This is a genomic window from Alistipes sp. (assembly GCF_048465575.1).
Taxonomy (GTDB): domain Bacteria; phylum Bacteroidota; class Bacteroidia; order Bacteroidales; family Rikenellaceae; genus Alistipes.
In genome coordinates, this window is the sequence record NZ_DBFWLG010000007.1 from 111,499 (window position 1) to 136,046 (window position 24,548).

Consider the following 24,548-nt stretch of genomic DNA (forward strand, 5'->3'; position numbering starts at 1 on the left):
GATGAAAAGAGAGATATTATCCGGGTTTTTAGCCCTTGCGATGCTCCTCGCAGGCGCCTGTTCGACCGAAACGTTCCCGACCCCCGACCCGGAAACGCCCGGGAACGGGGAACCGGTGAAGCCCGTGGCCGGCGAGCTGATGATCAAATTCGCACCCCATGTCGCCGACCTGCTCGACGAGGCCGGCATCGCCACGCGCTGCGGAGCGGCGACCCGTTCGGGCATCTTCACCGTGGACGAGGTGCTGGAGCTGGTAGGCGGATACGAGATCGAGCGCGTCTTCCCCTTGGACAAACGCACCGAGGAGCGCACGCGCGAAGCGGGGCTGCACCTCTGGTACCGGGTCGGCTTCAGCGAGGAGTACACCGTCGAGGAGGTCGCCGAGCGGCTCGCGGTCCTGGGCGAGGTGCAGTGCGTCAGCCCCAACCGCACGATCCAGCGCGCCTACAATACCCGGCAGCGGGTCAAGCCGCTGACGCGGGCGGCGCTCGACGCGATGCAGCGCAGCACGCGCTCGGCAACGGCCGGTTACCCGTTCAACGACGTTCTGCTGCCGATGCAGTGGCACCTGATCAACCGAGGCGACATGTTCCTCCAGGACGAGCCCAAGTCGATCGTCGGCGCCGACGTGCAGTGCGAGGAGGCGTGGAAGCGCTCGACGGGCGACCCGTCGATCATCGTGGCGGTTCTCGACGAGGGGGTCTTTATCGAACACCCCGACCTGCGGGACAACATGTGGACCAACGAGGGTGAGATTTACCGCTCGCGCGACGACAACGACGGCAACGGGTACGCGGGCGACCGGTACGGCTACAATTTCGTCAAGGACAAGGGCATCATCTCGTGGGACGACGTTAACGACACGGGCCACGGAACGCACGTGGCGGGCGTGATCGCCGCCCTGAACGACAATGGCGAGGGCATCGGCTCCATCGCGGGCGGTACGCCCCGGAAGCCGGGCGTGAAGATCATGTCCTGCCAGATTTTCTCGGGCAATGCGGTCAGCAATTCGCTGGCTTCGATCAAGGCCATCAAGTATGCGGCCGATAACGGCGCCGTCATCCTCCAGTGCAGCTGGGGCTACGTCTCGGGAGCCGCCAACAGCTACGATTGGGGATCCGACGGCTTCCAGACCGAGGAGGCATGGGCCAAGGCGTGCCCGCTCGAAAAGGAGGCGCTCGACTATTTCATCCACAACGCCGGCTCGCCCAACGGTCCGATCGAGGGCGGTCTGGCCATCTTCGCAGGCGGCAACGAGGGTGCCGCCATGGCCGGATACCCGGGAGCCGCCGAGATGTGCGTCTCGGTATCGGCGACGGCGGCGGACTACTCTCCGGCTGTCTACACCAACTACGGTCCCGGCATCACGATCGCGGGTCCCGGAGGCGACCAGGACTACTACTACGAATATTTCGACGACGACCACCGTCGCGGCGAGATCGGCTGCGTGCTCTCGACCGTGCCTTACCACGTCAGCGACACGGGTTACGGATACATGGAGGGCACATCGATGGCCTGCCCCCACGTTTCGGGCGTCGCAGCGCTGGGCCTCTCTTACGCCGCACAGCTCCGCCGCCATTTCACGGCCGCGGAATACAAGGCGCTGCTCTATGAAACCACGACCCCGATCGACGGCTACATGAAAGGCAAGAAACTCTACTACCGCTATGTCGCCGACGTCGGAATGAGCCAGCCCATGCAACTCACGCTTTCGACTTACAGCAAACAGATGGGCGTGGGTCAGGTCAACGCGGCCCGGCTGCTGAGCACGCTGGACGGAAAGGGCATCCCCATGACGTTCCCCAACCTCTACGTCGCGCTCGATACGGAACAGACGGCCATTCCGGCCAACTATTTCGTGGACGGCGAACAGCTGACCTATACGGTCGCCGTCGACGACACCTCCGTGGCTCAGGCCGTGGTGGAGGGGCAGCAGCTCAAGGTCAAGGGGCTGAAAGTCGGTACGACCGCCGCCTCGATCCGGGCCAGCAACGGCCAGACGCATGCGTTCAACATCACGGTCCGCAAAGCGGCCAACGGCAACGGCTGGTTGTAACAAGCGATGGGCCGAGGGTGTAAAATAGCGATTCTCTGGCTGGCTGCCCTGTGTGCGGCCGGGGCGGTGCGGGCCGAGCGTCCGGCCGGCTCGCGGGAGCGGCTGGACAGCCTGCTGCACCCCGCAACGGCCCCGGGCGGCAGCGCGATGCGGTTCGACCGTACGCGGATCGACGCCGGACGCATCGGCGAGGACGACACGCCCCCGAGCTACACCTATCGCTGGCGCAACGCCGGCGACCGGCCGCTGGTCGTGACCCGCATCCGGACCACCTGCGGCTGCGCCGCTCCGACGTGGAGCCGGGAGCCCGTGCGGCCGGGCGGCGAGGGTACGGTGACGGTCACCTACCGCCCCAAGCGGCATCCGGGTTCGTTCCAGCGGAAGATTTTCGTCTTCACGCAACTCTCGGACAAGCTGCCCACGGCCGTGCTGGAACTGACCGGTCACGTCACCCCGTCCGTCCTGCCGACGGCCGACTACCCTTACGGGATGGGGCCGCTGCTGCTCAAGCAGGTAACAATCGGCATCGGGGGCCGGCAGCTTCAGTCCGAGCGGATCGAGTGCCTCAACGCGGGCGACGAACCGCTGCGGATCACGGCCGACCGGCGGCTGCTTCCCGCCTGGCTTCGTTTCGAGACGGACCCCGCGGTGATCGAGCCGGGCAAGACGGGCGACCTGGTCATCCGCTTCGATCCCGGCCAGGCGCCCCGGCAACTGCCCGCGCAGCAGCCCGTGATCCTCGAAGGGCTCGACCTCACACCGGGCCAGCGCACGATCCGCATCCGGATCTCAGAAACAGAGTAAGAAAAACGATAAACAAAAGGATATGAAAAGATTTTTTAAATTCGCCCTGCTTTCGCTCGTTCTGACGGCCTTTGCGGCCTGCGACGACGACAAGTCCTACGTCGATCCGGGGCTGGAGGTCACACCGCACAACCTCTCGGGCACCTGGCAGCTCGCGGAGTGGAACGGCCAGCCACTGGCTCAGGACAGCTATGTCTACCTCGATCTGATCCGCAAGGACCGCAAGTACAAGATGTACCAAAACATCGACAGCTTCTCGTCGCGCCTGCTCACGGGCACCTACAACATCGACACCGACAGCCGCACCGGTTCGGTCATCTACGGCATTTACGACCACGGCATCGGCTACTGGCAGCACCGCTATTACGTCCGCGACCTCACGGCCGAGCGCATGACATGGGTGGCGGTGGACGACCCCGAGGACATCTCGGTCTATGTCCGCTGCGCCTCGATTCCGGAGGACATCACGGCCGGGTACGAGGAGGAAAAGGAGTAGCACCACCCAACCGGGCCGGCCGATCCATTCGCCGGCGGGCCGATCCGCTCATCGGGCCGCAAATCCATTCGCCCGGTCGTCCGATCCGCCACCCGGCGCACGACCGTTCCGACATCGACCCCATCGAAAAGGGAGTACCGAGGTACTCCCTTTTTTCGTGCCGGATGCGGGAGAAAGGCGTTCCGATCAGCAACTATCCAGCGGCGGTGCGAAGCAGCCGGATCGAGCCGAAACAACGCATTTGCAAAAAAATTTCCGTTTTCTTTAGTCTGTTGTACCGATCTGCGCGTCTTAGTTATAGAATTAGGACCGCTATGAACGAAAAAACTCCCGACAAAAACCCGCCTGCCGAACCCCGAACCGCGCCCGAAATCGAACGCATTTGGGAGCGGATGGCCCCTCCTGCCGGAACCCGGCAGCGGATCGAGGCGCGGACGATGGCCAAAATCGCGGCGCACGAACGCCGCCGGCTCGGCATCCGGACGTTCTTACGCTATGCCGCCGTTTTCGTCGCGGCCCTCTTTCTGGGAAGTTTCCTCTATTCGATCCAGCACCGGCTTGCCGACCGGTTTCCCGAAGCGGACCGACCCCAACTCAGTGTCCGGCTGCCGATGGGCGCCCAGTCCGAACTGACGCTTCCCGACGGCACCCGAGTCTGGCTCAATGCGGGCAGCGAATTGCGCTACCCGGCCGACTTTTCGATGAAAAACCGCGCGGTCTCCCTGACCGGCGAGGCGTTTTTCGAGGTGACCCGAAATGAAAAATCCCCGTTTCGGGTAGCAGCGCGCGATTTCGAGGTCGAGGTGCTGGGCACCCGGTTCAATGTCAAATCCTACGACGACGGGACCAATCCCCGCATCGCCTTGCTCGAAGGCTCGGTGCGGCTCCATACCGACGGAGCCTCCGCGCTATTGAAACCCAACGAACGCGCCGAACTGCTCGCCGCGGGCCAATCGCGCCGATTCGCCATCGAGCACGTACCGGACCTCGATGCGGACATCGCCTGGAGGGAGGGGCGGCTGGCGTTCGAGAGCGAACCTTTCCGGGACCTGGCCGTTCGGATGGAGCGCCGCTACGGGGTGGAGATCCGCATCGACGATCCGACGCTGGCCGCCGAGAAGCTGACGGGCGAGTTTTCGAACGAACCCGTCGAACAGGCGCTCGAATACCTTCAGACCATCCTCTCGTTCCAATACGAGATCCGGCAAAACCGGATCGTCATCCACTGAACCCCGAACCCTAAAACCGACCGCCTATGCCCGACACCGAATGCGAATAAAAAAATCGGGAAATGTTTGCCCCATTTCCCGAAAGCAGATTGGCCCAAACATCTCCTTTGCACGAATACATAGCGACTATGTATTCAGGCACTATTCGTAGCACAATCCAATTCACAAAATTATGAAAAAAATCGCAGAAAATGGAATATCTCTGTTTAAAATCCGTTTCTTCCCCCGATTATTAACTCTTTTTCTTTCATTTTGTTGCCTCTGCCACACGCCTGTCTTGCGGGCGGGCGAGCCGACCCTCACGCTGCAATTCCACAATGCCCCGCTCAAGAGCGTGCTCCAGTCGATCGCCCGGCAGAGCGGCTGCAAGTTTCTCTACAAGGACCGTTTCGTCGAGACCCGCGCACCCGTGAGCATCTCGTTCACGGGAACGGTCGAAGACGCGCTTGCCCAACTGGCCGGACAGTGCGATTTCAGGTACGAACTCTCCGACAACAAACTCATCGTCCTCGCCGCCTCGCCGCAACGCCCGCCGACCGAACAAAACCGCGTCGAGGGCCGCGTGACCGACTCCTCGGGCAAACCCGTCGCCGGATGCATGGTCCGGATCGCCGGCACCCTCCTGGGGACCACCACCGACGCCGAGGGCCGTTACGAACTGCCCGGAATCGACCGGAATGCCGTTTTGGAGTTCTCGTTTCTGGGCATGACCTCCCGTTCGGTGGCCGTGGCGGGCAAAAGCCGGATCGACGTGGTGCTCCGGGAGGCCGCCATGGACGTGGACGAGGTGGTCGTAATCGGTTACGGCGTGGTCCGAAAGAGCGATTTCACCGGTTCGGTCGCTTCGGTGCGCCCGGCCGAACTGGAGAACAACACCTCCTACAACATCGAACAGGCCCTCAAAGGGCGGGCCGCCGGCGTGCGGGTGGTGACCAATTCCAGCAGCCCAGGCAGCCGCGTGGAGATCAACATCCGGGGCGGGAACTCGATGATCGCCGGCAATACACCTCTCTACGTGGTCGACGGCTTCGCCCTGACGGGCGGCATCGATTTCCTCAACCCCGCGGACATCGAGACGATGGACATCCTCAAGGATGCTTCCGCCACGGCGATCTACGGCTCGCGCGGCGCCAACGGAGTGGTCGTCATCACCACGCGGCAGGGCGCCAGGGGAGAGGGGATGAACGTCTCGGTCAACACCATGTACGGCGTTCAGACCGATGCGAAGCGTTACCGGATGCTCGACGCCCGGCAATACGCCGTCGTGGCCAACGAGTGGCTCCGCAACGACAAGCAACTGCCCCATTTCGATCTGGACATCATCCGGGACCGCGGCACCGACTGGCAGGAACTGATCTTCCGCAATGCCCCGATTCAGGACCACACCGTCCGGCTGTCCGGATCGGGCCCGAAGACCCGCTACATGATTTCGGGTAACTACTTTGCACAAGACGGCATCCTAAAAGGCACGGGCGTCCGGCGCGGATCGGCCCGCATAAATCTTCAGAGCGACATGAAAAAGTGGCTCTCCGTCTCGTTCAACACCAACCTGTCCCGCCGGCAGAAAGAGATTCAGGACGTGGACAACGGTTCGCTCGGAAACAACGTCTTCTCGGGAGCCCTGGCCGCACCGCCCACCCTGCTCCCCTACGACGAAAAGGGGCAGATCAACCAGATTCAGACCCGCTACTCCTTCACCTCGCCCGACATCAAGAACCCCTTGCTCTTCCTGCAAAACAAGAACTCGACGGTGCGCAACGCGGTCCTGGGAAACCTCTCACTGGATTTCAAGCTGCTGCCGGGTCTGACGCTGAAGACCCTCTTCGGACTGGAGTACGAGACCTACCTCAACGAACGCTACGAACCGATCATCTACGAAAACGATTTCGGCTACGCCTCCGAACAGTCCTATTCGCGCAACTCGTTCCTCAGCGAAAACACGTTGAGCTATGCCCGCACTTTCCGCGAAAAACATGCGCTCAACCTGGTCGCGGGCTTTACCTACCAGAACAACCGGAGCCGCTCGCACACGATCAACGTCAGCAAGTTCACCAGCAACATCACCGAAAACTACAACCTGGGGAGCGCCGAGCTGGTCGATCCGCCCAGCTCGTCCTACAGCGACTGGGTGCTGGCCTCGTTCCTGGGGCGTCTGAACTACGCTTACGACGACCGCTACCTCTTCACGTTCAGTTTCCGGGCCGACGGCTCCTCGCGCTTCGGCATCAACCACAAATGGGGCTTCTTTCCGTCGGGAGCCTTTGCCTGGCGCATCTCCGAGGAGCGCTTCCTGCAAGAGCAGCGAACGGTCAGCGACCTCAAACTGCGCGTCAGCTACGGCATTACCGGCAATACGGCGCTGGCACCCTACCAGACGCTCGACCGCCTCTCCTCGGTGCGCTACATCTTCAGCGACCATAAGGAGGAGATCGGCTACGCCCCCTCGGCCATCGCCAACAAGGACCTCAAGTGGGAGTCCACGGCCCAGTTCGATGCGGGACTCGATGCGGGATTTTTCGACAATCGGCTCACCCTCACGTTCGACTACTACCGCAAGCGCACGCGCGACCTGCTGGCCTCGTCGCCCGTACCCTGGTCCACGGGATTCCGAACCACGCTCAAAAACATGGGCGAGATCGAGAACCGGGGGCTGGAGTTCAGCCTCACGGCCCAGCCGGTCCACACCCGGCAGGTCACGTGGAGCCTTTCGGGCAATATCTCCCGAAACCGGAACGAGGTCATCCGGCTCGAAAAGGGCAGCGACATCATCGGCGGCGGCATCCTCTTCTCGTCGATGAACATCGCGCGCGAGGGCGAACCGCTCGGGGCTTTCTACGGCTATATCGAGGAGGGGCTGGACCCCGCGGGGTTCATCCGCTACCAGGACGTCAACGAGGACGGGGTGCTGAACTCCTCGGACCGCGTCATCCTCGGCAGCCCCTATCCCGATTTCACCTACGGAGTGACGAGCAACCTGAAATACAAGAATTTCACACTGAACCTCTTTTTCGAGGGTTCCCATGGCAACGAGGTCTTCTGGGAGACGGCCGGATCGCACCTCAACTCGTTCCAGAAAGGCACCAACCAGTTCGCCGAACTCTACGGTCGCTACTGGACGGCCGACAACCCGGACCCCGGCGCCGCTTTCCCCAAAATCTCGAAAGATACCAATTTCAACACCTCGGACCGCTTTGTCAAGGACGGCAGCTATCTGAGGCTCAAATCCCTCACGCTGACCTACACCCTGCCGACGAAAAAACTTGGCATCCGGTGGCTCCAAAGCGCGCAGATCTACTTTCAGGCGACCAACCTCTTCACCGTGACCGACTACCCCGGGCTGGACCCAGACGTCAACACGCGGGGCAACGACAGCGACGTAATCTCCAGCCGGCTGATGATCGGCATCGACGCAAGCGCCTATCCGCTGGCCCGGACATTCAGCGGGGGCATCCGGCTGAAATTCTGATTTTGACTTACCACTCTAAACTGCTCAACGATGAAAAAAATACGCGCATACGCACTCTTTCTCGCTATCGCAACCCTCTGGTCGTGCGAAGGCTGGCTGGACGAAACGCCGAGGAACGTAGTAACCAAAGAGAATTTCTACAAGACCCTCTCCGACGCCGAGGCGGCCATCACGGGGGCATACAGCGCCATCGGCACCGACTATTTCGGCATCACCTACTACCTGCTCGAAGAGCTGCACGGCGACTACCTCACAGGACGGGGCACGCAGGCGCCCATCTCGTCGTTCGACATGCTGCTCAACCAGATGTCGATCGACCGGTGCGGCCAGTGCTGGGAGAGCTTTTACAAATGTATCAACCGCTCGAACACGGTACTGGACAACGTGACCCCGATGAATATCGACCCGGAGGCGAAAAAACGCATTCTGGCCGAAGCCTGCTTCCTTAGGGCCATGAGTTATTTCAACCTCGTCCGCGCCTGGGGCGACGTTCCCCTCCGCCTGCACGAGATCGCGGACGAGAGCTCGCTGGCCGCACCCCGCGTGCCAGTCGCACAAATCTACGAACAGATCGAAAAGGACCTCGCCGTCGCGGAGACCGATCTTCCGGACGAGGTGGGCAAAAATACGGGCCGCGCTTCGAAATGGGCGGCCAAGATGCTCTACGGTCAGGTTCTGCTCGCTCAGGAGCGGTGGAAAGAGTGCGCCGAAAAGTGCGACCAGATCATCCGGCGCGGCAAGTACGCCCTGGTCGAGGTCGCCCAGGCCGACGATTTCTACAAACTCTACAACAACGAAACCAGCAGCGAGGACATCTTCTCCATGCACCACTCGACCTCGCGCCGCGCCGAGATCACTTTCTACCTCCACGCCCCCGGCACCCCGCCCTACAATTACAGCGGTTCGGAGGGGGTCTACGCCTGGCTGCCGCTGACCTCGGGCAACTCCATCATCGGCGACCGGTGGGACGACCGCGACCTGCGCAAGTCGTTCAACCTCTACACCCGCTATCAGGACGAGAACGGAGAGTGGGTCGACAATACGGTGAACCCCGTCCTTTTCAAGAAATTCGTGACCACCCCCGAGGGCACCTCGATCAATACGGTTCCTGTATACCGCTATGCCGAAGCGTTTTTAATGTACGCCGAGGCGGCCGCGATGGATGCGGGCGCTCCCGACGCGCTGGCCCTCGAGCGGCTCAACCGGATCAGGCGCCGTGCCTGGGGCTATCCGACCGCCTCGCCCTGTCCGGTCGACTACCCCGCGGGCATGGAGCGCGATGCGTTCCGGGAGGCGGTGCTGCAAGAGCGCGCCTACGAATTTCTGCTCGAGAGACGCCGCTGGTGGGACCTCAAGCGCACCGGAAAGATCAAGGAGGCTTTCGAGGCGATCGGCAAGACCTATATCGACCAACGCTTGCTGTGGCCCATTCCGCTGGCGGAGATTCAGAACAACCCGCTGATCGGCTACGAAGATCAGAATCCCGGTTATTAACCCATGAACTGAAGAAACGATGAGAACTTTGAAAACAATATTCCTTACGATGGCGGCCCTGTCGCTCCTGACCGCCTGCAACGACAACGAGGAGGAGAACGCCCCGGGATACACGCTTCCGCAGGTCGACGACGTGCGCGTGAAAAACGGGTACCTGCGTGCCGAGATCACCGTCCGCGTCGGCGATCCGGCAACCCGGCGGGTGGCCCTCTACTGGTTCCCCTCGAATACGGACACCGTATGGCTCGACGTGCCGGAGGGCGCCCGGCCGCAGGAGCTGACCGCACGCATCGGCACCGGGACCGGGCAGCCCATCGACGAGGGCGACTACCGCCTCAAGGCGGTCGCTTTCGGTCCGGGCGCGGCCCGTTCCGACATCTTCTTCTCGCAGATGACCGTTTACGGCGAAACATACGCCGCCAAGCTCGCCAACCGTCCGGCCGAAATCACCACCGAGGGAACCTCGGCGATGACCGTCGCGTTCGGCGCCCCGGTCGACGAGCGCGAGATCGGCGTCGAGATCGCCTACGTGCAACCCGACGGGAATCCACGTACCCTGGTGCTCGGCAACGACTGCCTCGCCGAGCCGCTCCGGCTGGAAGCGGACCTGCTGCAACTGGCCACCTACCGTTCGCTCTACCTGCCCCAGGCCGGGGCGCTGGACACCCTGCGGGCCGCTCCCACGAAGATCGCCGGCTACGCCAACGTCAACGTGGCCCTGAACAAGAAAGCGACCGGCAGCGACTATTTCATGGCCTTCACGGCCGACAAGGCCGTGGACGGCACCAAACTGGTCGACACCTCGCGCTGGGTGAACAACGTGGCCGCGGGCGAACACTGGCTCGAAATCGACCTCGGAGCGGTCTATCCGATCAACTCCTACCAGGTTTTCATGGGCACCAACAGCCAGTACGTCGGCACGAAGACCCCTCGCTATGAGTTCCAGGCCGAGGTCGACGGCGCCTGGGCGACGCTCGACTCCCGGCCCGACGCCCTCGATCCGCTGCACAAATGCACGTTCGAGCGATCGGTCGCCACCCGCAAGGTGCGCCTCTACATTCCCGACGGCCCCTGGACCGACAAAATCCGCCTCTACGAGATCGAGGTCTATGCGCTTATCTGATTTGACGAACCCGAAAAAAACTGCACCGATGAAACGATACAGAACCACCCTGCTCCCTGCCCTCTTTCTCTCCTGCGCCACCCTCTGCGCCTGCGAGAAGAGCGACTCCGAAGCGATCCGCAAGGGCGATTACCTCTTCGGCACGCTGATGAGCAACCCCGACCGCGCCGAAAGCCACTCCGAGCTGGGCCTCGACTGCGCCTCGCTGACCCTCCGCTGGGAGGAGTTCGAACCCGAGGAGGGGGTCGTGAACGAAACCTATGTCGAGCGGGTCCGCGCCGACATCGAGAAATTCCGGGCGGCACGGATGCGCATCATCCTCGATTTCGGCATCCACTATCCGCCCTACTGGGTCACGCAACTGGATCACTGCCGCTACGTCAACCAGTACGGCGAAGCGTATCAGGTGACGCAGACCAGCGGGCTGAACACCCTCAACGGCGTCTTCAACCAGACCGTGCGCGACAAGATGGCCGCCTACGTCGGTCGGTTTTTCTCGCGCTTCGATCCGTCGGCGTTCTTCGCCATCCGCATCGGCTGGGGATACTATGCCGAGCTGCACTACCCGGGCAAGTCCTACAACGGCCGCGCCAACTGCTACTGGGGTTACGACCCCGTTGCGTTGGGCCGCGTGCCCGGCCTGCTCCCGCCGGGGGTCGGGGTCAACCCTGTTCCCGACTGGAAGCCCGGACAGCCGAGCCCGGACCACGCCGACGCGCGGCGGTTCATCGAATGGTACCTCGAATCGCTGACCGATTTCCAGACGTTCCAGATCCGCACCCTGCGCAAGTACTACGACGGGTACATCAATGCGCTCTATGCCGACTGGGGCGTTCGCCCCGGCCAGATCGAGGAGGCGGTCGAGGGCGATCTGGGCGGTCTGACGTTCGCCGAGAAATACGACCAGTTGCAGAAAGGGTATGACCACGCCCGCTTCATCGCGGCCATCGACGATCCGAAAGTCATCGTCTTCAATACGTGCCTGAACGCCACCTGCCCCTACCCGATGACTTCGAGCATCGTCGACGAGCAGAGCGCCGATGCGCGGTCCTGGAGCCCGATCCACTACGTCGCCTCGTGTGCCGCCAAGCACCCGCTCGGCCTGCGCGTATGGGCCGAGAACGACGGCAACGACAACTACTACGCCATGCGAATCTCGTTCAAACGGATGCAGCGTTACAAGTTGATGGGTATCATGTGGGCTTTCGAGCACAACCTCTACACCGACGACCCGGCGTATGCCCAGCTCTACGAGTATGCCAAATTCATCGAGACCTACTCCTACTGAACGGCGCTATCCGAGCTTCGCCCGCAATTTCTTCAGGGCGTAGGCGACCTCGTTCTTCACCGTCAGTTCCGACACGTTCATGATCCGGGCTATCTCGGCGTATTTCAATCCCTGCACCTTAGCCAGCAGAAAGGCCATCTTGCACTTGGCCGGCAAGGCGGCGACGGCGCGGTTGATTGCCTCCGCCCGCTCCTCGTCCAAGTCCGCATCGGGCTCCGCTTCGACGGGCTCGATGCGGAAATCGGCCAGCTCGTCGAGGCTCGAAATACGGACCCGCCGCGTGCGGCGGAGGTAGCTGATGCTCAGGTTGCGCGCCACGACGAAGAGAAAGGCGCGGATGTTTTCGACCCCGGCGCCGTCCTCTTTTCGGCGCCAGATGCGAAAGAACGTCTCGCTGACGATCTCCTCGGCGATCTCGGCGCGGTGGACGATTCCCCGGACGAAGAGAAACAGGTCGTCGGAGTAGCGGTCCATCAATGCACGCAGGTCGGAAAGCGACCGGAGGTCGATAGCGGAATTTGACATTCGGAATGCTAATGGAAAACAAATTTAACATTTTTCTTTCATAAAACCGCAAAAATGCTCCAAACAGTCCTTTTACACGCCGGCCCGAACCGGCATCCGGGCCGCAAACGCCTCCGCTCGCTGGTAGTTGCGGCCGGCTGCCTGCTGCTCGGGGGATGCGTTGCTGCCGCGCGGCCTCCGGTCCGATTCGTCGACCCGTTCATCGGCACGGCCGAAAACGGCCACACTTTCCCCAATGCCTGCGTCCCGTTCGGAATGATCCAGGCCGGGCCCCAGACAGGCAACTGCGAGTGGCGCTACACGGCCGGTTACCAATACCGCGATACCCTCACCACGGGCTTTTCGCAGACCCGGCTCAGCGGCACGGGGGTTCCCGATCTGGGCGACCTGCTGCTCTTCCCGTTCACGGGCGAAAGCACCCGGGACCGGTACGAGAGCCCGCTGGACAAATCCTCCGAAACGGCACGTCCGGGTTATTACGCCGTCCGGCTGAGTGACACCGACATCCGGTGCGAAATGACGGCCGCCGAACACGTGGCCCTCCACCGCTACCGCTACCCGCCAAACGAAGCGCAGCACCTGCTGCTCGACGTCCAGACCGGTCTGGTGACCGACCGGGAGCGCCTCCCGACCCGCGTTCTGGAGAGCAGCGTGCAGTTTCCCGACAACCGCACCGTCACGGGGTATGTCCGGTGCCGGAGCTGGCTCGAACGCCGCTACTGGTTCCGGATCGACTTCAACCGCGACATTATCCGCCGAACGGAACTCCCGAAGAGCGACCCGCGCGAGCGGGCTCCCCGCTGGGTGCTGAGTTTCGAGCCGGGCCGGGAGCCGCTGCTCGTACGGGTATCGCTCTCCCGCAGGGGTATCGAGGAGGCCGCCGCCAACCTCGAGGCCGAGGCCGCGGACCGCGATTTCGACCGCATCCGCCGCAGCGCCTCCCGTGCGTGGAACGACCTCCTGAGCCAGATCGAGGCGGACGGATCGCCCGAGCAGCTCCGGATCTTCTACACAGCGCTCTACCACCTCTGCCAGCAGCCCAACAACGTAGCCGATGCCGGCGAAACACCTTGCTACTCGACCCTCTCGCTGTGGGACACCTACCGGGCGGCCCACCCGCTCTATACGATTCTCCAGCCCACACTGGCGGCCTGCTTTGTCCGCTCGATGCTCGCGCAGTACGATCACCAGGGCTTTCTGCCCGTCTGGTCGCTCTGGGGCGGCGAGACGAACTGCATGATCGCCAACCACGCCGTGCCGGTCATTGTCGACGCCTGCCTCAAAGGGATCGAGGGGATCGACCCCACCGAAGCCTACGAGGCCGTGCGGCGCACCCTCACGCACGACCATCCCAAATCGGACTGGACCCTCTACGACCGGTACGGCTACTACCCGTGCGACCTGGTGCCGCGGGAGGCGGTCTCGCGGACGCTCGAGACGGCCTACGACGACCACTGCGCCTCTCTGCTGGCCGCGAAGACGGGCCGAAAAGAGGATGCGGCATTCTTCGCCCGCCGCGCCGGATACTACAAAAACCTCCTCTGCCCGCAGACCGGATTCATGCGGGGCCGGGATTCCGGTGGTGGCTGGCGCACGCCGTTCGACCCGATGGCAATCGGTCACCGGACAGGAACCGATGCCGGAGACTACACCGAGGGCAATGCGTGGCAGTACACCTGGCACGTGCAGCACGACATCGAGGGACTCGCGGCCGCAATGGGCGGCGAGGAGCCGTTCACCGCCCGGCTCGACTCGCTCTTCATCCTCGACGACGACCCCGAAAAACGGCACGGCTCGGTGCTCGACGTGACGGGGCACATCGGCCAGTACGCCCACGGCAACGAGCCCAGCCACCACGTCGCCTACCTCTACGCCTGGACGCGCAAACCCTGGCGCACGCAAGAGCTGGTCCGCCGGATCGTGCGCACCCGCTACCTCGACCGACCCTACGGGCTCTGCGGCAACGAGGACTGCGGGCAAATGTCGGCGTGGTACCTCTTCGCCTGCATGGGATTCTACCCCGTCGACCCCTGCGGAGGCACCTACGTCTTCGGCGCCCCGCAGCTGGAGCGCATCCGCATCCGGCTTCCCGACGGCCGGAAACTGACGATCCGCGCCGACGGTCTTTCCGAGGCGAACCGATACGTCCGCAGCATCACGCTCAACGGACGGCCGATAACCGTTCGATACATCACCCACGCACAGATCATGGACGGAGGAGAACTCGTCTTCGAGATGACCGACCGTCCGTGCGACTACCTGAAAAACGAAACCTTATGAAAACCTCGCTATCGATTTTTCTGACGCTGTGGCTTGGCTGCGGCGCCGCATGCAGCCAGGAGGCTCCGCCCGCCCGCTACCGCGCCGACGTGGTCGTCTACGGCGGCACCTCGGCCGCGGTGATCGCCGCCGTCGAGGTGGCCCGCTCGGGCAAGAGCGTCCTGATGGTCAGTCCCGACAAACACCTGGGCGGCATGACCTCCGGCGGCCTCGGATACACCGACTCGGGAAACACGGCCACCATCGGCGGCCTGGCGCGCGAATTCTACCACCGGATCTGGCTCCATTACAACCGCGACACGGCCTGGCGCTGGCAGCCCCGCAGCGCATTCGCCAACCGGGGCCAGAACACGGTGGCCATGGACTCCCTGGACCGCACGATGTGGGTCTTCGAGCCGCATGTCGCCGAGCGCATCTTCGAAGAGTTCATCACCGAGCAAGGCATCCGGGTCTTCCGCGACGAGTGGCTCGATCGCGAAAAAGGCGTGGAGAAAGCCTCCGCACGGATCGCCTCCATCCGCACGCTCTCAGGCCTGATTTTCGAGGGCAAGATCTTCATCGACGCCACCTACGAGGGCGATCTGATGGCCGCCGCAGGCGTCTCGTACCGCGTCGGCCGGGAGAGCCGCGACACCTATGGCGAGCAGTGGAACGGCGTGCAGACGGGGGTTTTCCACCACCGCCACCATTTCGATCTGCTGCCCCGTCCGATCGACCCCTACGTGGTTCCCGGCGACCCCTCGAGCGGCCTGCTCCCGCGCATCAGTCCCGACCCGCCGGGCGAGCGGTATGCGGGCGACCACCGGATTCAGGCCTATTGCTACCGTCTCTGCCTGACGGACCATCCGGACAACCGGGTTTCCTTTCCCAGGCCCGACGGGTACGATCCGACGCAGTACGAACTGCTGCTCCGTATCTTCGATGCGGGGTGGCGCGAATGGTGGCAAAACATCGACCACCTGCCCAACCGCAAGACCGACACCAACAACCACGGCCCGTTCAGCACCGACAACATCGGCATGAACTACCGCTATCCCGAAGCCTCCTACGCCGAGCGCCGCGAAATCCTCCGCGAACACGAAACCTACCAGAAAGGGCTGATCTGGTTCGTCGCGCACGATCCGCGCGTGCCGCCCGAAATCCGCGAGCGCGCGAACCGCTGGGGGCTCGCCCGCGACGAGTTCCGCGACAACAGCCATTGGCCGCACCAGATCTATGTCCGCGAAGCGCGGCGGATGGCGGGCGAATTCGTGATGACCGAGCACGAAATTCTCCGCCGCCGTCCCGCGCCCCGCCCCGTCGGCATGGGCTCCTACCCGATGGATTCGCACAACGTCCAGCGTTACGTCACGGCCGGGGGCGTCGTCCACAACGAGGGGGATGTGGGCATCGAAACCCGAAAGGGTTACGGCGTGGCCTACGGCGCGCTGACGCCCCGCCGGGAGGAGTGCACCAACCTGCTGGTTCCCGTCTGCGCCTCGTGCAGCCACATCGCCTACGGCTCGATCCGCATGGAGCCCGTCTTCATGATCCTCGGGCAGTCGGCCGCCGTGGCCGCCTGCCGGGCGATCGACGAGCGGGTCGCCGTGCAGCAGATCGATTACCAAGAACTGCTCCGGGCGCTCCGCGACAGGGGACAGCGCATCGAAGACGAACTGTTAACCGACCGATAAACACGCCGAACCATGAAAAAAACCTTTTTCCTGCTTGCACAACTCCTGCTCGGACTTTCGTTGCAGGCCCAGACGATTTGCAGCGACGACGAGCGCCTCGACGACGCCTACCGATTGGCCGTCAACACGATGGACATCAACGTCCGGCGGGGCATTCTGGCCGCCGGAGCCGATTACGGCGGGGAGTGGACGCGCGACATTGCGATCAACGCCTGGAACGCCGTCAGCCTCCTCCGCCCCGCGGTGGCCGAACGCTCCCTGTGGAGCGTGACGCTCGGCCGCGATACGGTCGGACACCAATATTGGGACAAGGCGCTGTGGATCATCGCCGCCGCCAACCACTACGCCCTCACGGGCGACCGCCGATTCCTCTGCGACGCCTACCGCTGCGGGGTCAATACGCTGACCGAACTCGAAACGATGGCATTCGACCCCGCCGACGGACTCTTCACGGGTCCCTCGGTCTTCAACGACGGCATCTCGGGCTATCCCCCGCAAGTCTACGATCCCGAGGTAGTTTCGAGTTACGTGCTCGACCACCCGAACGCCCGGCGGATCAAGACGCTGAGCACCAATTGCGTCTACTGCGGCGCCTACCGGGCACTCGGTTTTCTGGCCGAAGAGCTCGGCGAACCGCAGCACCGCATCCGGGAATTCGCGTCGAAAGGCGAAGCGCTGAAGCGCAACATCCTCCGCCGTTTCACCCTCCCCTCGGAGCCCCGGCTCGCCTATCTGATCGACCATACCGGCGCACGCGACGTCTCGCAGGAGGCGCTCGGCCTCTCTTTCGCCGTCCTGCTGGGCGTGGTCGAGGGAGACCTTGCCGCAGAGTTGATCCGCCAGGCCGTCGTCTCGCCCCACGGCATTCCGTCGATCTGGCCCGATTTCGCTAATTTTTCTCCGGCCCGGCCGGGCCGGCACAACAACCTGGTCTGGCCCATGCCGATGGGTTTCTTCGCCCGCGCCGCGATCCGCACGGGCAACTCCTCCGTCTTCCTGCACGAACTCGACGCCCTCACGGGCCTGGCGCTGGACGAGGAGAAAGGAAACTACAATTTCCGGGAGATCTACGACCCCCGAACCGGAAAGCCCGACGGAGGCTACCAGATGCTCGACCCGTCGACACCCGACATGCACTGGCGGTCGTGCTCCGCACAGGTGTGGTCGGCGACCGCCTATCTGAGCATGGTCCACTACGGCGTGCTGGGCATCCGCACCGGGCGGGCCGCGCTGCGTTTCGAACCCCTGCTGCCGCCCGGAACCGAGCGGGTGAAAGTCTCGGGACTGCACTACGGAGCCTCTGCTTTCGAGGTCGAGGTACGCGGCCCGGGCACGCGCGTGAAAACCGTGCTGCTCGACGGCCGACCCGTCGCGGGGAACGAGCTGCCCCGCTCGCTCTTCGACGGGGCGTATCGTCGCATCCGGATCGAACTGGAGCCATGAAGCACGGTTGGTTGCTGCTGGCGGCGCTCGTCGCCGCCGTCGCGGGTTTCTCGCAGGAGCTCCGCTCTCCGGACGGGCGGTTGAAACTTACCTTTGCGCTCCAGGCCGACGGCGTACCCGCTTACAGCCTCGACTACGGCGACATGCCCGTCCTGCTTGCGAGCCGGATGGGGTTCGTCCTAACCCGGCCTCAAAAAGAGTGGGCAGCGGTATCGGACCCGCCTGCGAATGCCCTCCTCCGGCTCACGCACGGCTTCACCGCAACATCCGTCTGCTACGACACGTTCGATGAGACGTGGCACCCCGTCTGGGGCGAGGAGCGCACGATCCGCAACCGGTACAACGAGATGGCCGTCTCGCTTCTGCACGACACGGGTATCGAACTGCGTATCCGGTTCCGTCTCTTCGACGACGGGCTGGGGTTCCGCTACGAATTCCCGGAACAGAAAGGCCTGACCTGTTTCGTCGTACGCGACGAACGGACCGAATTCGCGCTCACGGGCGACCACCGGGCCTACTGGATTCCGGGCGACTACGGCACGCAGGAGTTCGACTATACGGTCTCGACCCTCTCGCGGATCGAAGCGCTTTTCGATGAGGCCGTGGGGCTCAAGCGAATCCAGCAGCTTGCCTCCAAACGCGTCGTGCAGACCGCGCTGCAACTCAAAACCGACCGGGGGCTCTACATCAACCTCCACGAAGCGGCGCTCACGGACTATCCGTGCATGCTCCTCGAACTGGGAAAAACTGGTTTCACCTTCACCTCGCACCTCACGCCCGACGCCCTGGGAAACAAGGCCTACCTCCAGACCCCCTGCCACACGCCGTGGCGGACCGCAATCGTCAGCGACGATGCGCGCCGGATACTGGCCAGCCGGCTGACGCTCAACCTCAACGAGCCCTGCAAGATCGAGGACACGTCGTGGATCCGGCCCCTGAAATACATGGGTGTCTGGTGGGAGATGATTACAGGAAAGAGCAGCTGGTCCTACACCGACGAATTCCCGTCCGTCCGCCTCCGAGAGACCGACTACCGCAAGGCCCATCCCCACGGGCGCCACGGCGCTACGACGGACAAGGTCCTGCATTACCTCGATTTCGCCGCCGCACACGGATTCGACGCGCTGCTCGTAGAGGGGTGGAACGTGGGCTGGGAAGATTGGGAGGGAAACTGGAAAGAGCAGGTCTTCGATTTCGTCACCCCCTATCCCGATTTCGACCTCGAACGGGTCACGGCCTATGCCCGGAGCAAGGGGCTGAAACTAATCATGCACCACGAAACCTCCGGGTCGGTCAGCAACTACGAGCGCTTGCTCGACACGGCTTACCGCTTCCTGGTCGCCCACGGCTACCGGGCCGTCAAGAGCGGCTACGTCGGCCGCATCATCCCCCGGGGCGAATACCATTACGGTCAATGGATGGTCAACCACTACCTCCATGCCGTCGAGCGGGCCGCCTGCTACCGGATCACGGTCAACGCCCACGAAGCGGTCCGGCCGACGGGGCTGTGCCGCACGTGGCCCAACCTGTTGGCCAACGAATCGGCGCGCGGCACCGAATACCATGCACTCGGCGGCATCCGTCCTCACCACGCGGCGATCCTGCCGTTCACGCGGCTCATCGGCGGCCCGATGGATTACACGCCCGGCATCTTCGAGATGGACCTGTCGCGCTACAACCCCCGCAACCGCTCCCGCGCGCAGTGTACGATCGCCAACCAACTGGCGCTCTACGTCACGCTGCCCTCCCCGATGCAGATGGCCTGCGACCTGCCGCAGACCTACGAGCGATTTCCGGATGCGTTTGGCTTCATCGAGGAGGTCGCCCTCGACTGGGAGCGGAGCATCTACCTCGAGGCCGAGCCGGCCGAGTACGTCACGGTGGCCCGCAAGGCCAAAGGGTCGCAGACCTGGTTCGTCGGCAGCATAGCGGGAGCGCACGCGCACGACGCGCGGATCGCTTTCGGCTTTCTGGACCCAGGCGTGTGTTATACGGCCACCGTATACAGCGACGCGGCGGATACGGATTACCAGACTAATCCGCAGGCTTATCAGATTCGACGGATCGCGGTGAACAGCCGCTCCGAGCTGGTGGTCCCCTGCGTCGCGGCCGGGGGATGCGCCCTGAAGATCGAACCGGCGCATTGACCCCGGTCGAAGCTGGTTGCGGTCCCGATTTTGCAGTCGACCGATTTTGTATTATCTTGCGAAAAATCAAAACCGATGACACCGCAACCCGAGTTCATACCTTTCCGCACCCCGGCCGACCGCGGTTGGGAGGAGGCGCAGGAGATCTACCGCAATTCGTTTCCCCGCATGGAGCAGCGCCCGGCGCAGGAGCACCTGCGGGCGCTCGCCGACCCCGCTTTCGAGGCCGACGGCATCTGGCTCGGCCAGCAGCTGGCCGGAATCCTCTACCATTGGAATTACGACGACACCTGGTACGTCGAGCACCTGGCCGTCTCGCCCGCGCTGAGGGGGCAAAACATGGGTTCGAGGGCCCTCGAGGCGTTCTGCCGCGACCGGCGGGTGATTCTCGAGATCGACCCGCCCGTGGACGACATTTCGATCCGCCGGCTTCGTTTCTATCGGCGGATGGGCTTCGTCGAGAATCCACACGACTACATCCACCCCTCGTTCAGTCCTCCGTTCGAGCCGCACCGCCTGGTGCTGATGAGCTACCCCACGCCCCTCACCGACCCCGAGGCGCGCACGTTCGCCGATTTCGTCCGCGAGCGGGTCCTCCGCTATTCGGAGCGCGAAGCGCCGGCCCTGCCCCGGCTCTGACCCGGCCGATCAGAGGAGCGCGACCAGGTATTTGGTCACCCAGTAGCCGCCCGCCAGGAGCCAGACGTAGAGCAGTCCGGCCAGCACGAAAGGCTTGGCCCCGGCCTGGCGGAACTTGTCGAAACTGGTCTCGGTGCCCAGCGCCGTCATGGCCATCGTGAGCAGGAACGTGTCGACGTATTCGATGGCGCCGTTGAGCGGTATCTCCCGCACGGTCGCGGCGCCAGTGAGGTATTGCAACAGGGAGTTCAGACCGATCACGGCGATGAATCCGAACGCGAACCAGGGGATCGTGATCTTGCTCTTCCCGCCCGGGCCGCCCTCCTTTTTGCGGCGGCCCGCCAGCGCGAGGCTCATGATGACCAACACGGGTGCGAGCAGCATGACGCGGATCATCTTGGTGATGGTGGCCGTCCCGGCGATCCCCAGCGCATCGGCGGGGTCCATCGCGTTGCCCGCGCCGGCTACGTGGGCGACCTCATGCAGCGTGCTGCCCGTGTAAATGGCCACGGCCGTGTCCGAAAGGCCGTCCAGCATCCCCGTCCGGTAGAGGAGCGGATAGAGGAACATCGAGACCGTACCGAAGATCACGACCGTCGATACCGCAATGGCGGTCTTGTACCCCTCGCATTTTAAGACCGGCTCGGCGCCCAGCACCGCCGCCGCGCCGCAGATCGCACTGCCCGTCGAGGTCAGCAGCGCCGTGTCACGGTCGATACGAAGAAGCCGTCCCAGCGCCACGCCGCCCAGAATCGTCACGGTGACGATCACCAGATCGACCGCCACGGCCGGAATCCCCACGGCCGCCACCTGGGCCAGCGTGAGGCGGAAGCCGTAGAGGATGATGCCCCAGCGAAGCACCTGCTTGGTGCAGAACTTGATCCCCGGCACCCACGTCTCGGGCAGCCGGTTCCTGAGGCTGTTGGCGTAGAGCATACCGAGGACGATGCCCACGATAAGCGGACTGAACGAGAGTTTCTTCACCACGGGGAACCCCGCGATGTAAAATGCCGCGAACGAAAACAGTGCGATCAGCAGGATACCGTGCAGCGTATTGGCCCGGTTGCCTTTTTCCATCATAGTCAATCGTTTTTAATCACGCCGCAAAGATACGACACCCCTACCGTTATCCGGCCGGTGAAATGGTTATGCGCGATAACAGGAGGTTATGACAAATCAACGGGCATTGGCCCGTGCAAACTCCATGAACTGCCCGGCTAAGGCCTCGGGACGGGCTTCGGCCGTGACGAACGAAAAGTCGCGCCGGAGCGCGAGCCCCTCCAGATCGACGATCCGAAGCACCCCGCTGCGCAGTTCGTCCACCACCGAGACGACCGACACGATGGCCATGGCGTCGCTGTGGCGGACGAACGATTTGATCCCCTCGGTCGAACCCAGCCGCATCTTTACGTCGAGCATCGTCAGGCGGATGCCCGCCCCGGCCAGCGCCCGGTCGATCACCTCGAGCGTGCCGGAACCGCTTTCGCGCAGCACCAGCGGGATCGAACGCAACTCGTCGGGCGTCACCGACTCGACGCCCGCATACCGGCCCCCGGTGCGGGCCACGAGCACCAGTTCGTCCGGCGCAAAGGGGGCATAATGCAGACAGGGCCTGCGGCTCAGGCTCTCGACCGCCCCCAGATCGATCGCGTGCTCCGCGAGCGCCTGCTCCACCTGGCCGCTGTTGCCCGTAAGGAGCGAGACGCGGACCCCGGGAAAGCGGGTCGTGAAGCGGGCCAGGATGCGCGGCAGAAGGTATTGGGCGACGGTCGTGCTGGCTCCCAGACGCAGCTCGCCCTCGATCCGGCTGCCGCAGCGGCTCATCTCGTACTCCAGCCGTCGGTAGTCGTCGTCGATCCGCTCGGCCGAGGCGAGCAGCACGCGCCCCGCATCGGTCAGCTCCAGCCGGCTGCCGAGACGATCGAAAAGACGCACTTTGAAGCGGGATTCCAACTCGCCGACGTGTTTCGAGACGGCGGGCTGGGAGATGAAGAGCCGCTCGGCCGCCCGCGTGAAACTCAGCGTCCGGGCCGCCGCGATAAAGACCTTGAGGCGGAAATCATCCATCGTCTACCCGAGGAATCCCTCCTCGGCGAATTCCCGGACCGATTTGACGTAGTGGGCGATGGTCTCCTGCATCGTCAGAAAGGACTTGCCGCCCGCGGCGTTCTTGTGCCCTCCGCCGTTGAAATAGCGGCGGGCGAAGAGGTTGACATCCACGTCGCCCCGCGAGCGCAGCGAGACGCGGATGAACTTGCGGTGGGCCAGAAACATGGCCGACATCTTCATCTTCTTGATCGTCAGGGCGTAGTTGACGAAGCCCTCGCTGTCGCCCTGCTGGAACTGGAAGCGGCGCATTTCGTTCTCCATCAGCGACATGTAGGCCACCGTCCCGTTCTCGATGATCTCCATCTTGCGGTTGATGGCGTAGCCGAACAGCCGCGCGCGCCCCTCGGTGTAGGCGTTGTAGACGTTGTTGTGGATCGCGGGGATCGAGATGCCCCGCTCGACGAGCACCGCCACGGCGCGGAACAGCTCGGGCGTGAGGTGCGAAAAAGCGAAATTGCCCGTGTCGGTCATCATCCCCACGTAGAGCGCTTCGGCCATCCGGCGCGAGATCGCCTCGACGCCGAAGAGCGCTTCGACGAGCGCATAAACCAGGTAGCAGGTCGAGGAGCTCTCGGGGTGGGAGAACGAGAGGTCGAACCCCTCGTCGGGGGCGAGGTGGTGGTCGATCAAAACGCGCCGGGCCGCGGTGTTGGCGGCAATCGTGTCGCTCAGAATCTCCAGACGCGAAACCGAGTTGAAATCCAGACAGAAGATCACGTCCGCCGCGGCGATCGCCGTGGCGGCACGCCCCTCGGTGTCGTTCTTGAAGATCACCACCTCCCCGATCCCCTCCATCCAGTCGAGAAAATAGGGGTATTTGTTGGGCACGACGCACGTCACCGCGTGTCCCATGCCGCGCAGGGCCTCGGCCCAGGCCAGCGACGAGCCCACGGCGTCGCCGTCGGGATTGGTATGCGTTACGATCACGATCCGCTGCGGTCCTGCGGCGAGCAGTTCCCGCAGGCTTTCGATCCGTTCTTTGGACAAATTCATTTCCGGAATGACTTAATTCGAGAACAAAGATAGTGCAAAGCGCCTTGCAGCGCAAATTTATTTGCCGCCGGGCCTCACAACGCTTTGCGCCCGCCGCCGCAGTACTCGCACATGCCGTCCTCGGCCGATACGTTCGGGGCGCCGCACGCCGGACAGGTCCACGCCGACTTTTCGGGAACGGCGGTCTGCGGCGCGCCTTTCCGCTGCGGGTCGCAGGAGGGAGCCAGGGCCGCCAGGGCGGGATCGACCAGCCAAATTTTGTAGTTCCCGCCCCCGAGGTCGTCGTAGGCGACAATGCCGTTTTCGCGCAGGTCTTCGAGCATCGCCACAGTCTGTTCGGTCTTGTATCTGACACCGCCGAGCGTACAGTCCAGATCCCCGGGACAGAGTTCTCCCTCCCGGGCGATCTTCACGAGCATGGCCTCGACCGCTTTCACGTAAGACGAATAAGCCACACCGTACACCATCAGCCAAAAGCCCGTCAAAAGAGTGGGAACCAGCACCAGCCAGCACAGCCACCAGTCCGCCGCATCTTTGGTCTCTATCGACGCGAACGCCGCCAGAAGCAGACATCCCCAGCCGAATATCAGGCCGCCCCACAGCACCGCACCGCCGAACGGGATTTTTCCGAACAGCCGTACCTTGGCCGTATTGCGCAACTTGGTCTGGCCCCGCGCGAAGAGCCGTACCAGCGCCACGATCGACGGAAAGAGCAGCAGGGCCAGCAACACCACGTCGCCCACCCCTCTCTTTCGCTCCAATTCAACGTGTTCGATCAGCATG

Annotated in this window: 18 protein-coding genes; 13 read left to right on the forward strand and 5 right to left on the reverse strand. The window is 63.5% G+C overall.

The features are described from left to right. Position 1 precedes the first annotated feature (1 nt). The 8 genes from ACMQ11_RS02255 to ACMQ11_RS02290 all read left to right on the forward strand — a co-directional run bounded on the left by ACMQ11_RS02255 (position 2) and on the right by ACMQ11_RS02290 (position 11,956). Entirely contained in the window at positions 2 to 2,056 is a 2,055-nt protein-coding gene (locus ACMQ11_RS02255; protein WP_418991038.1) for a S8 family peptidase, read from the forward strand. Between the two features lie 6 nt (positions 2,057 to 2,062). Next, positions 2,063 to 2,860, forward strand: a complete 798-nt coding sequence (locus ACMQ11_RS02260; RefSeq protein ID WP_418991039.1) for a DUF1573 domain-containing protein — start codon at positions 2,063 to 2,065, stop codon at positions 2,858 to 2,860. A gap of 22 nt (positions 2,861 to 2,882) precedes the next feature. Further along, positions 2,883 to 3,356 (forward strand): lipocalin family protein, encoded by a 474-nt coding sequence (locus tag ACMQ11_RS02265; RefSeq protein WP_418991040.1) that lies wholly within the window; start codon positions 2,883 to 2,885, stop codon positions 3,354 to 3,356. A 314-nt stretch (positions 3,357 to 3,670) separates the two neighbouring features. Then, the gene (locus tag ACMQ11_RS02270; RefSeq protein ID WP_418991041.1) at positions 3,671 to 4,585 is read left to right on the forward strand and encodes a FecR family protein; all 915 of its coding nucleotides are present in this window, start codon (positions 3,671 to 3,673) and stop codon (positions 4,583 to 4,585) included. Positions 4,586 to 4,862: 277 nt separating this feature from the next. After that, on the forward strand, positions 4,863 to 8,051 hold the full coding sequence (locus ACMQ11_RS02275) for a SusC/RagA family TonB-linked outer membrane protein (protein WP_418991042.1): 3,189 nt from the start codon (positions 4,863 to 4,865) through the stop codon (positions 8,049 to 8,051). Positions 8,052 to 8,081: 30 nt separating this feature from the next. After that, positions 8,082 to 9,545 (forward strand): RagB/SusD family nutrient uptake outer membrane protein, encoded by a 1,464-nt coding sequence (locus ACMQ11_RS02280; protein ID WP_418991043.1) that lies wholly within the window; start codon positions 8,082 to 8,084, stop codon positions 9,543 to 9,545. Between the two features lie 28 nt (positions 9,546 to 9,573). Then, positions 9,574 to 10,668: a DUF4998 domain-containing protein gene (locus ACMQ11_RS02285; protein ID WP_418991044.1), complete on the forward strand. Its 1,095-nt coding sequence runs from the start codon at positions 9,574 to 9,576 to the stop codon at positions 10,666 to 10,668. A 28-nt stretch (positions 10,669 to 10,696) separates the two neighbouring features. Then, complete coding sequence (locus ACMQ11_RS02290; RefSeq protein ID WP_418991045.1) at positions 10,697 to 11,956, forward strand: hypothetical protein; 1,260 nt, start codon at positions 10,697 to 10,699, stop codon at positions 11,954 to 11,956. Between the two features lie 6 nt (positions 11,957 to 11,962). Here the strand turns inward: ACMQ11_RS02290 and ACMQ11_RS02295 are convergent, their stop codons facing one another. Then, a complete protein-coding gene (locus ACMQ11_RS02295; protein ID WP_418991046.1) occupies positions 11,963 to 12,481 on the reverse strand; it encodes an RNA polymerase sigma factor in 519 nt (172 codons plus the stop codon). A gap of 54 nt (positions 12,482 to 12,535) precedes the next feature. On the opposite strand from ACMQ11_RS02295, the gene ACMQ11_RS02300 reads away from it, so the two are divergent. The 5 genes from ACMQ11_RS02300 (at position 12,536) to ACMQ11_RS02320 (ending at position 20,663) form a co-directional block, all read left to right on the forward strand. Then, complete coding sequence (locus tag ACMQ11_RS02300; RefSeq protein WP_418991047.1) at positions 12,536 to 14,761, forward strand: GH92 family glycosyl hydrolase; 2,226 nt, start codon at positions 12,536 to 12,538, stop codon at positions 14,759 to 14,761. Then, the gene (locus ACMQ11_RS02305; protein ID WP_418991048.1) at positions 14,758 to 16,434 is read left to right on the forward strand and encodes an FAD-dependent oxidoreductase; all 1,677 of its coding nucleotides are present in this window, start codon (positions 14,758 to 14,760) and stop codon (positions 16,432 to 16,434) included. The genes ACMQ11_RS02300 and ACMQ11_RS02305 overlap by 4 nt, the downstream gene beginning before the upstream one ends. Positions 16,435 to 16,446: 12 nt before the next feature. Beyond that, positions 16,447 to 17,877, forward strand: a complete 1,431-nt coding sequence (locus ACMQ11_RS02310; protein WP_418991049.1) for an MGH1-like glycoside hydrolase domain-containing protein — start codon at positions 16,447 to 16,449, stop codon at positions 17,875 to 17,877. Further along, on the forward strand, positions 17,874 to 20,024 hold the full coding sequence (locus ACMQ11_RS02315) for a glycoside hydrolase family 97 protein (protein ID WP_418991050.1): 2,151 nt from the start codon (positions 17,874 to 17,876) through the stop codon (positions 20,022 to 20,024). The genes ACMQ11_RS02310 and ACMQ11_RS02315 overlap by 4 nt, the downstream gene beginning before the upstream one ends. A 75-nt stretch (positions 20,025 to 20,099) precedes the next feature. After that, a complete protein-coding gene (locus ACMQ11_RS02320) occupies positions 20,100 to 20,663 on the forward strand; it encodes a GNAT family N-acetyltransferase (protein ID WP_418991051.1) in 564 nt (187 codons plus the stop codon). 9 nt (positions 20,664 to 20,672) lie between these two features. Here the strand turns inward: ACMQ11_RS02320 and ACMQ11_RS02325 are convergent, their stop codons facing one another. From ACMQ11_RS02325 to ACMQ11_RS02340, 4 genes are all read right to left on the reverse strand, one after another. Continuing rightward, positions 20,673 to 21,743 (reverse strand): YeiH family protein, encoded by a 1,071-nt coding sequence (locus ACMQ11_RS02325; protein ID WP_418991052.1) that lies wholly within the window; start codon positions 21,741 to 21,743, stop codon positions 20,673 to 20,675. A 96-nt stretch (positions 21,744 to 21,839) separates the two neighbouring features. Then, positions 21,840 to 22,730, reverse strand: a complete 891-nt coding sequence (locus ACMQ11_RS02330) for a LysR substrate-binding domain-containing protein (protein ID WP_418991053.1) — start codon at positions 22,728 to 22,730, stop codon at positions 21,840 to 21,842. A 3-nt stretch (positions 22,731 to 22,733) separates the two neighbouring features. Continuing rightward, complete coding sequence (locus ACMQ11_RS02335; protein ID WP_418991054.1) at positions 22,734 to 23,765, reverse strand: DHH family phosphoesterase; 1,032 nt, start codon at positions 23,763 to 23,765, stop codon at positions 22,734 to 22,736. Positions 23,766 to 23,839: 74 nt separating this feature from the next. Next, positions 23,840 to 24,547 (reverse strand): hypothetical protein, encoded by a 708-nt coding sequence (locus tag ACMQ11_RS02340; RefSeq protein WP_418991055.1) that lies wholly within the window; start codon positions 24,545 to 24,547, stop codon positions 23,840 to 23,842. Position 24,548: the final 1 nt, after the last annotated feature.

Excerpts from the sequence above, each read along its gene's own strand:
- ACMQ11_RS02255 (WP_418991038.1), top strand. The coding sequence starts at position 2 with ATGAAAAGAGAGATATTATCCGGGTTTTTAGCCCTTGCGATGCTCCTC.
- ACMQ11_RS02260 (WP_418991039.1), top strand. The coding sequence starts at position 2,063 with ATGGGCCGAGGGTGTAAAATAGCGATTCTCTGGCTGGCTGCCCTGTGT.
- ACMQ11_RS02265 (WP_418991040.1), top strand. The coding sequence starts at position 2,883 with ATGAAAAGATTTTTTAAATTCGCCCTGCTTTCGCTCGTTCTGACGGCC.
- ACMQ11_RS02270 (WP_418991041.1), top strand. The coding sequence starts at position 3,671 with ATGAACGAAAAAACTCCCGACAAAAACCCGCCTGCCGAACCCCGAACC.
- ACMQ11_RS02280 (WP_418991043.1), top strand. The coding sequence starts at position 8,082 with ATGAAAAAAATACGCGCATACGCACTCTTTCTCGCTATCGCAACCCTC.
- ACMQ11_RS02290 (WP_418991045.1), top strand. The coding sequence starts at position 10,697 with ATGAAACGATACAGAACCACCCTGCTCCCTGCCCTCTTTCTCTCCTGC.
- ACMQ11_RS02295 (WP_418991046.1), bottom strand. The coding sequence starts at position 12,481 with ATGTCAAATTCCGCTATCGACCTCCGGTCGCTTTCCGACCTGCGTGCA.
- ACMQ11_RS02300 (WP_418991047.1), top strand. The coding sequence starts at position 12,536 with ATGCTCCAAACAGTCCTTTTACACGCCGGCCCGAACCGGCATCCGGGC.
- ACMQ11_RS02305 (WP_418991048.1), top strand. The coding sequence starts at position 14,758 with ATGAAAACCTCGCTATCGATTTTTCTGACGCTGTGGCTTGGCTGCGGC.
- ACMQ11_RS02310 (WP_418991049.1), top strand. The coding sequence starts at position 16,447 with ATGAAAAAAACCTTTTTCCTGCTTGCACAACTCCTGCTCGGACTTTCG.
- ACMQ11_RS02315 (WP_418991050.1), top strand. The coding sequence starts at position 17,874 with ATGAAGCACGGTTGGTTGCTGCTGGCGGCGCTCGTCGCCGCCGTCGCG.
- ACMQ11_RS02320 (WP_418991051.1), top strand. The coding sequence starts at position 20,100 with ATGACACCGCAACCCGAGTTCATACCTTTCCGCACCCCGGCCGACCGC.
- ACMQ11_RS02325 (WP_418991052.1), bottom strand. The coding sequence starts at position 21,743 with ATGATGGAAAAAGGCAACCGGGCCAATACGCTGCACGGTATCCTGCTG.
- ACMQ11_RS02330 (WP_418991053.1), bottom strand. The coding sequence starts at position 22,730 with ATGGATGATTTCCGCCTCAAGGTCTTTATCGCGGCGGCCCGGACGCTG.
- ACMQ11_RS02335 (WP_418991054.1), bottom strand. The coding sequence starts at position 23,765 with ATGAATTTGTCCAAAGAACGGATCGAAAGCCTGCGGGAACTGCTCGCC.
- ACMQ11_RS02340 (WP_418991055.1), bottom strand. The coding sequence starts at position 24,547 with ATGCTGATCGAACACGTTGAATTGGAGCGAAAGAGAGGGGTGGGCGAC.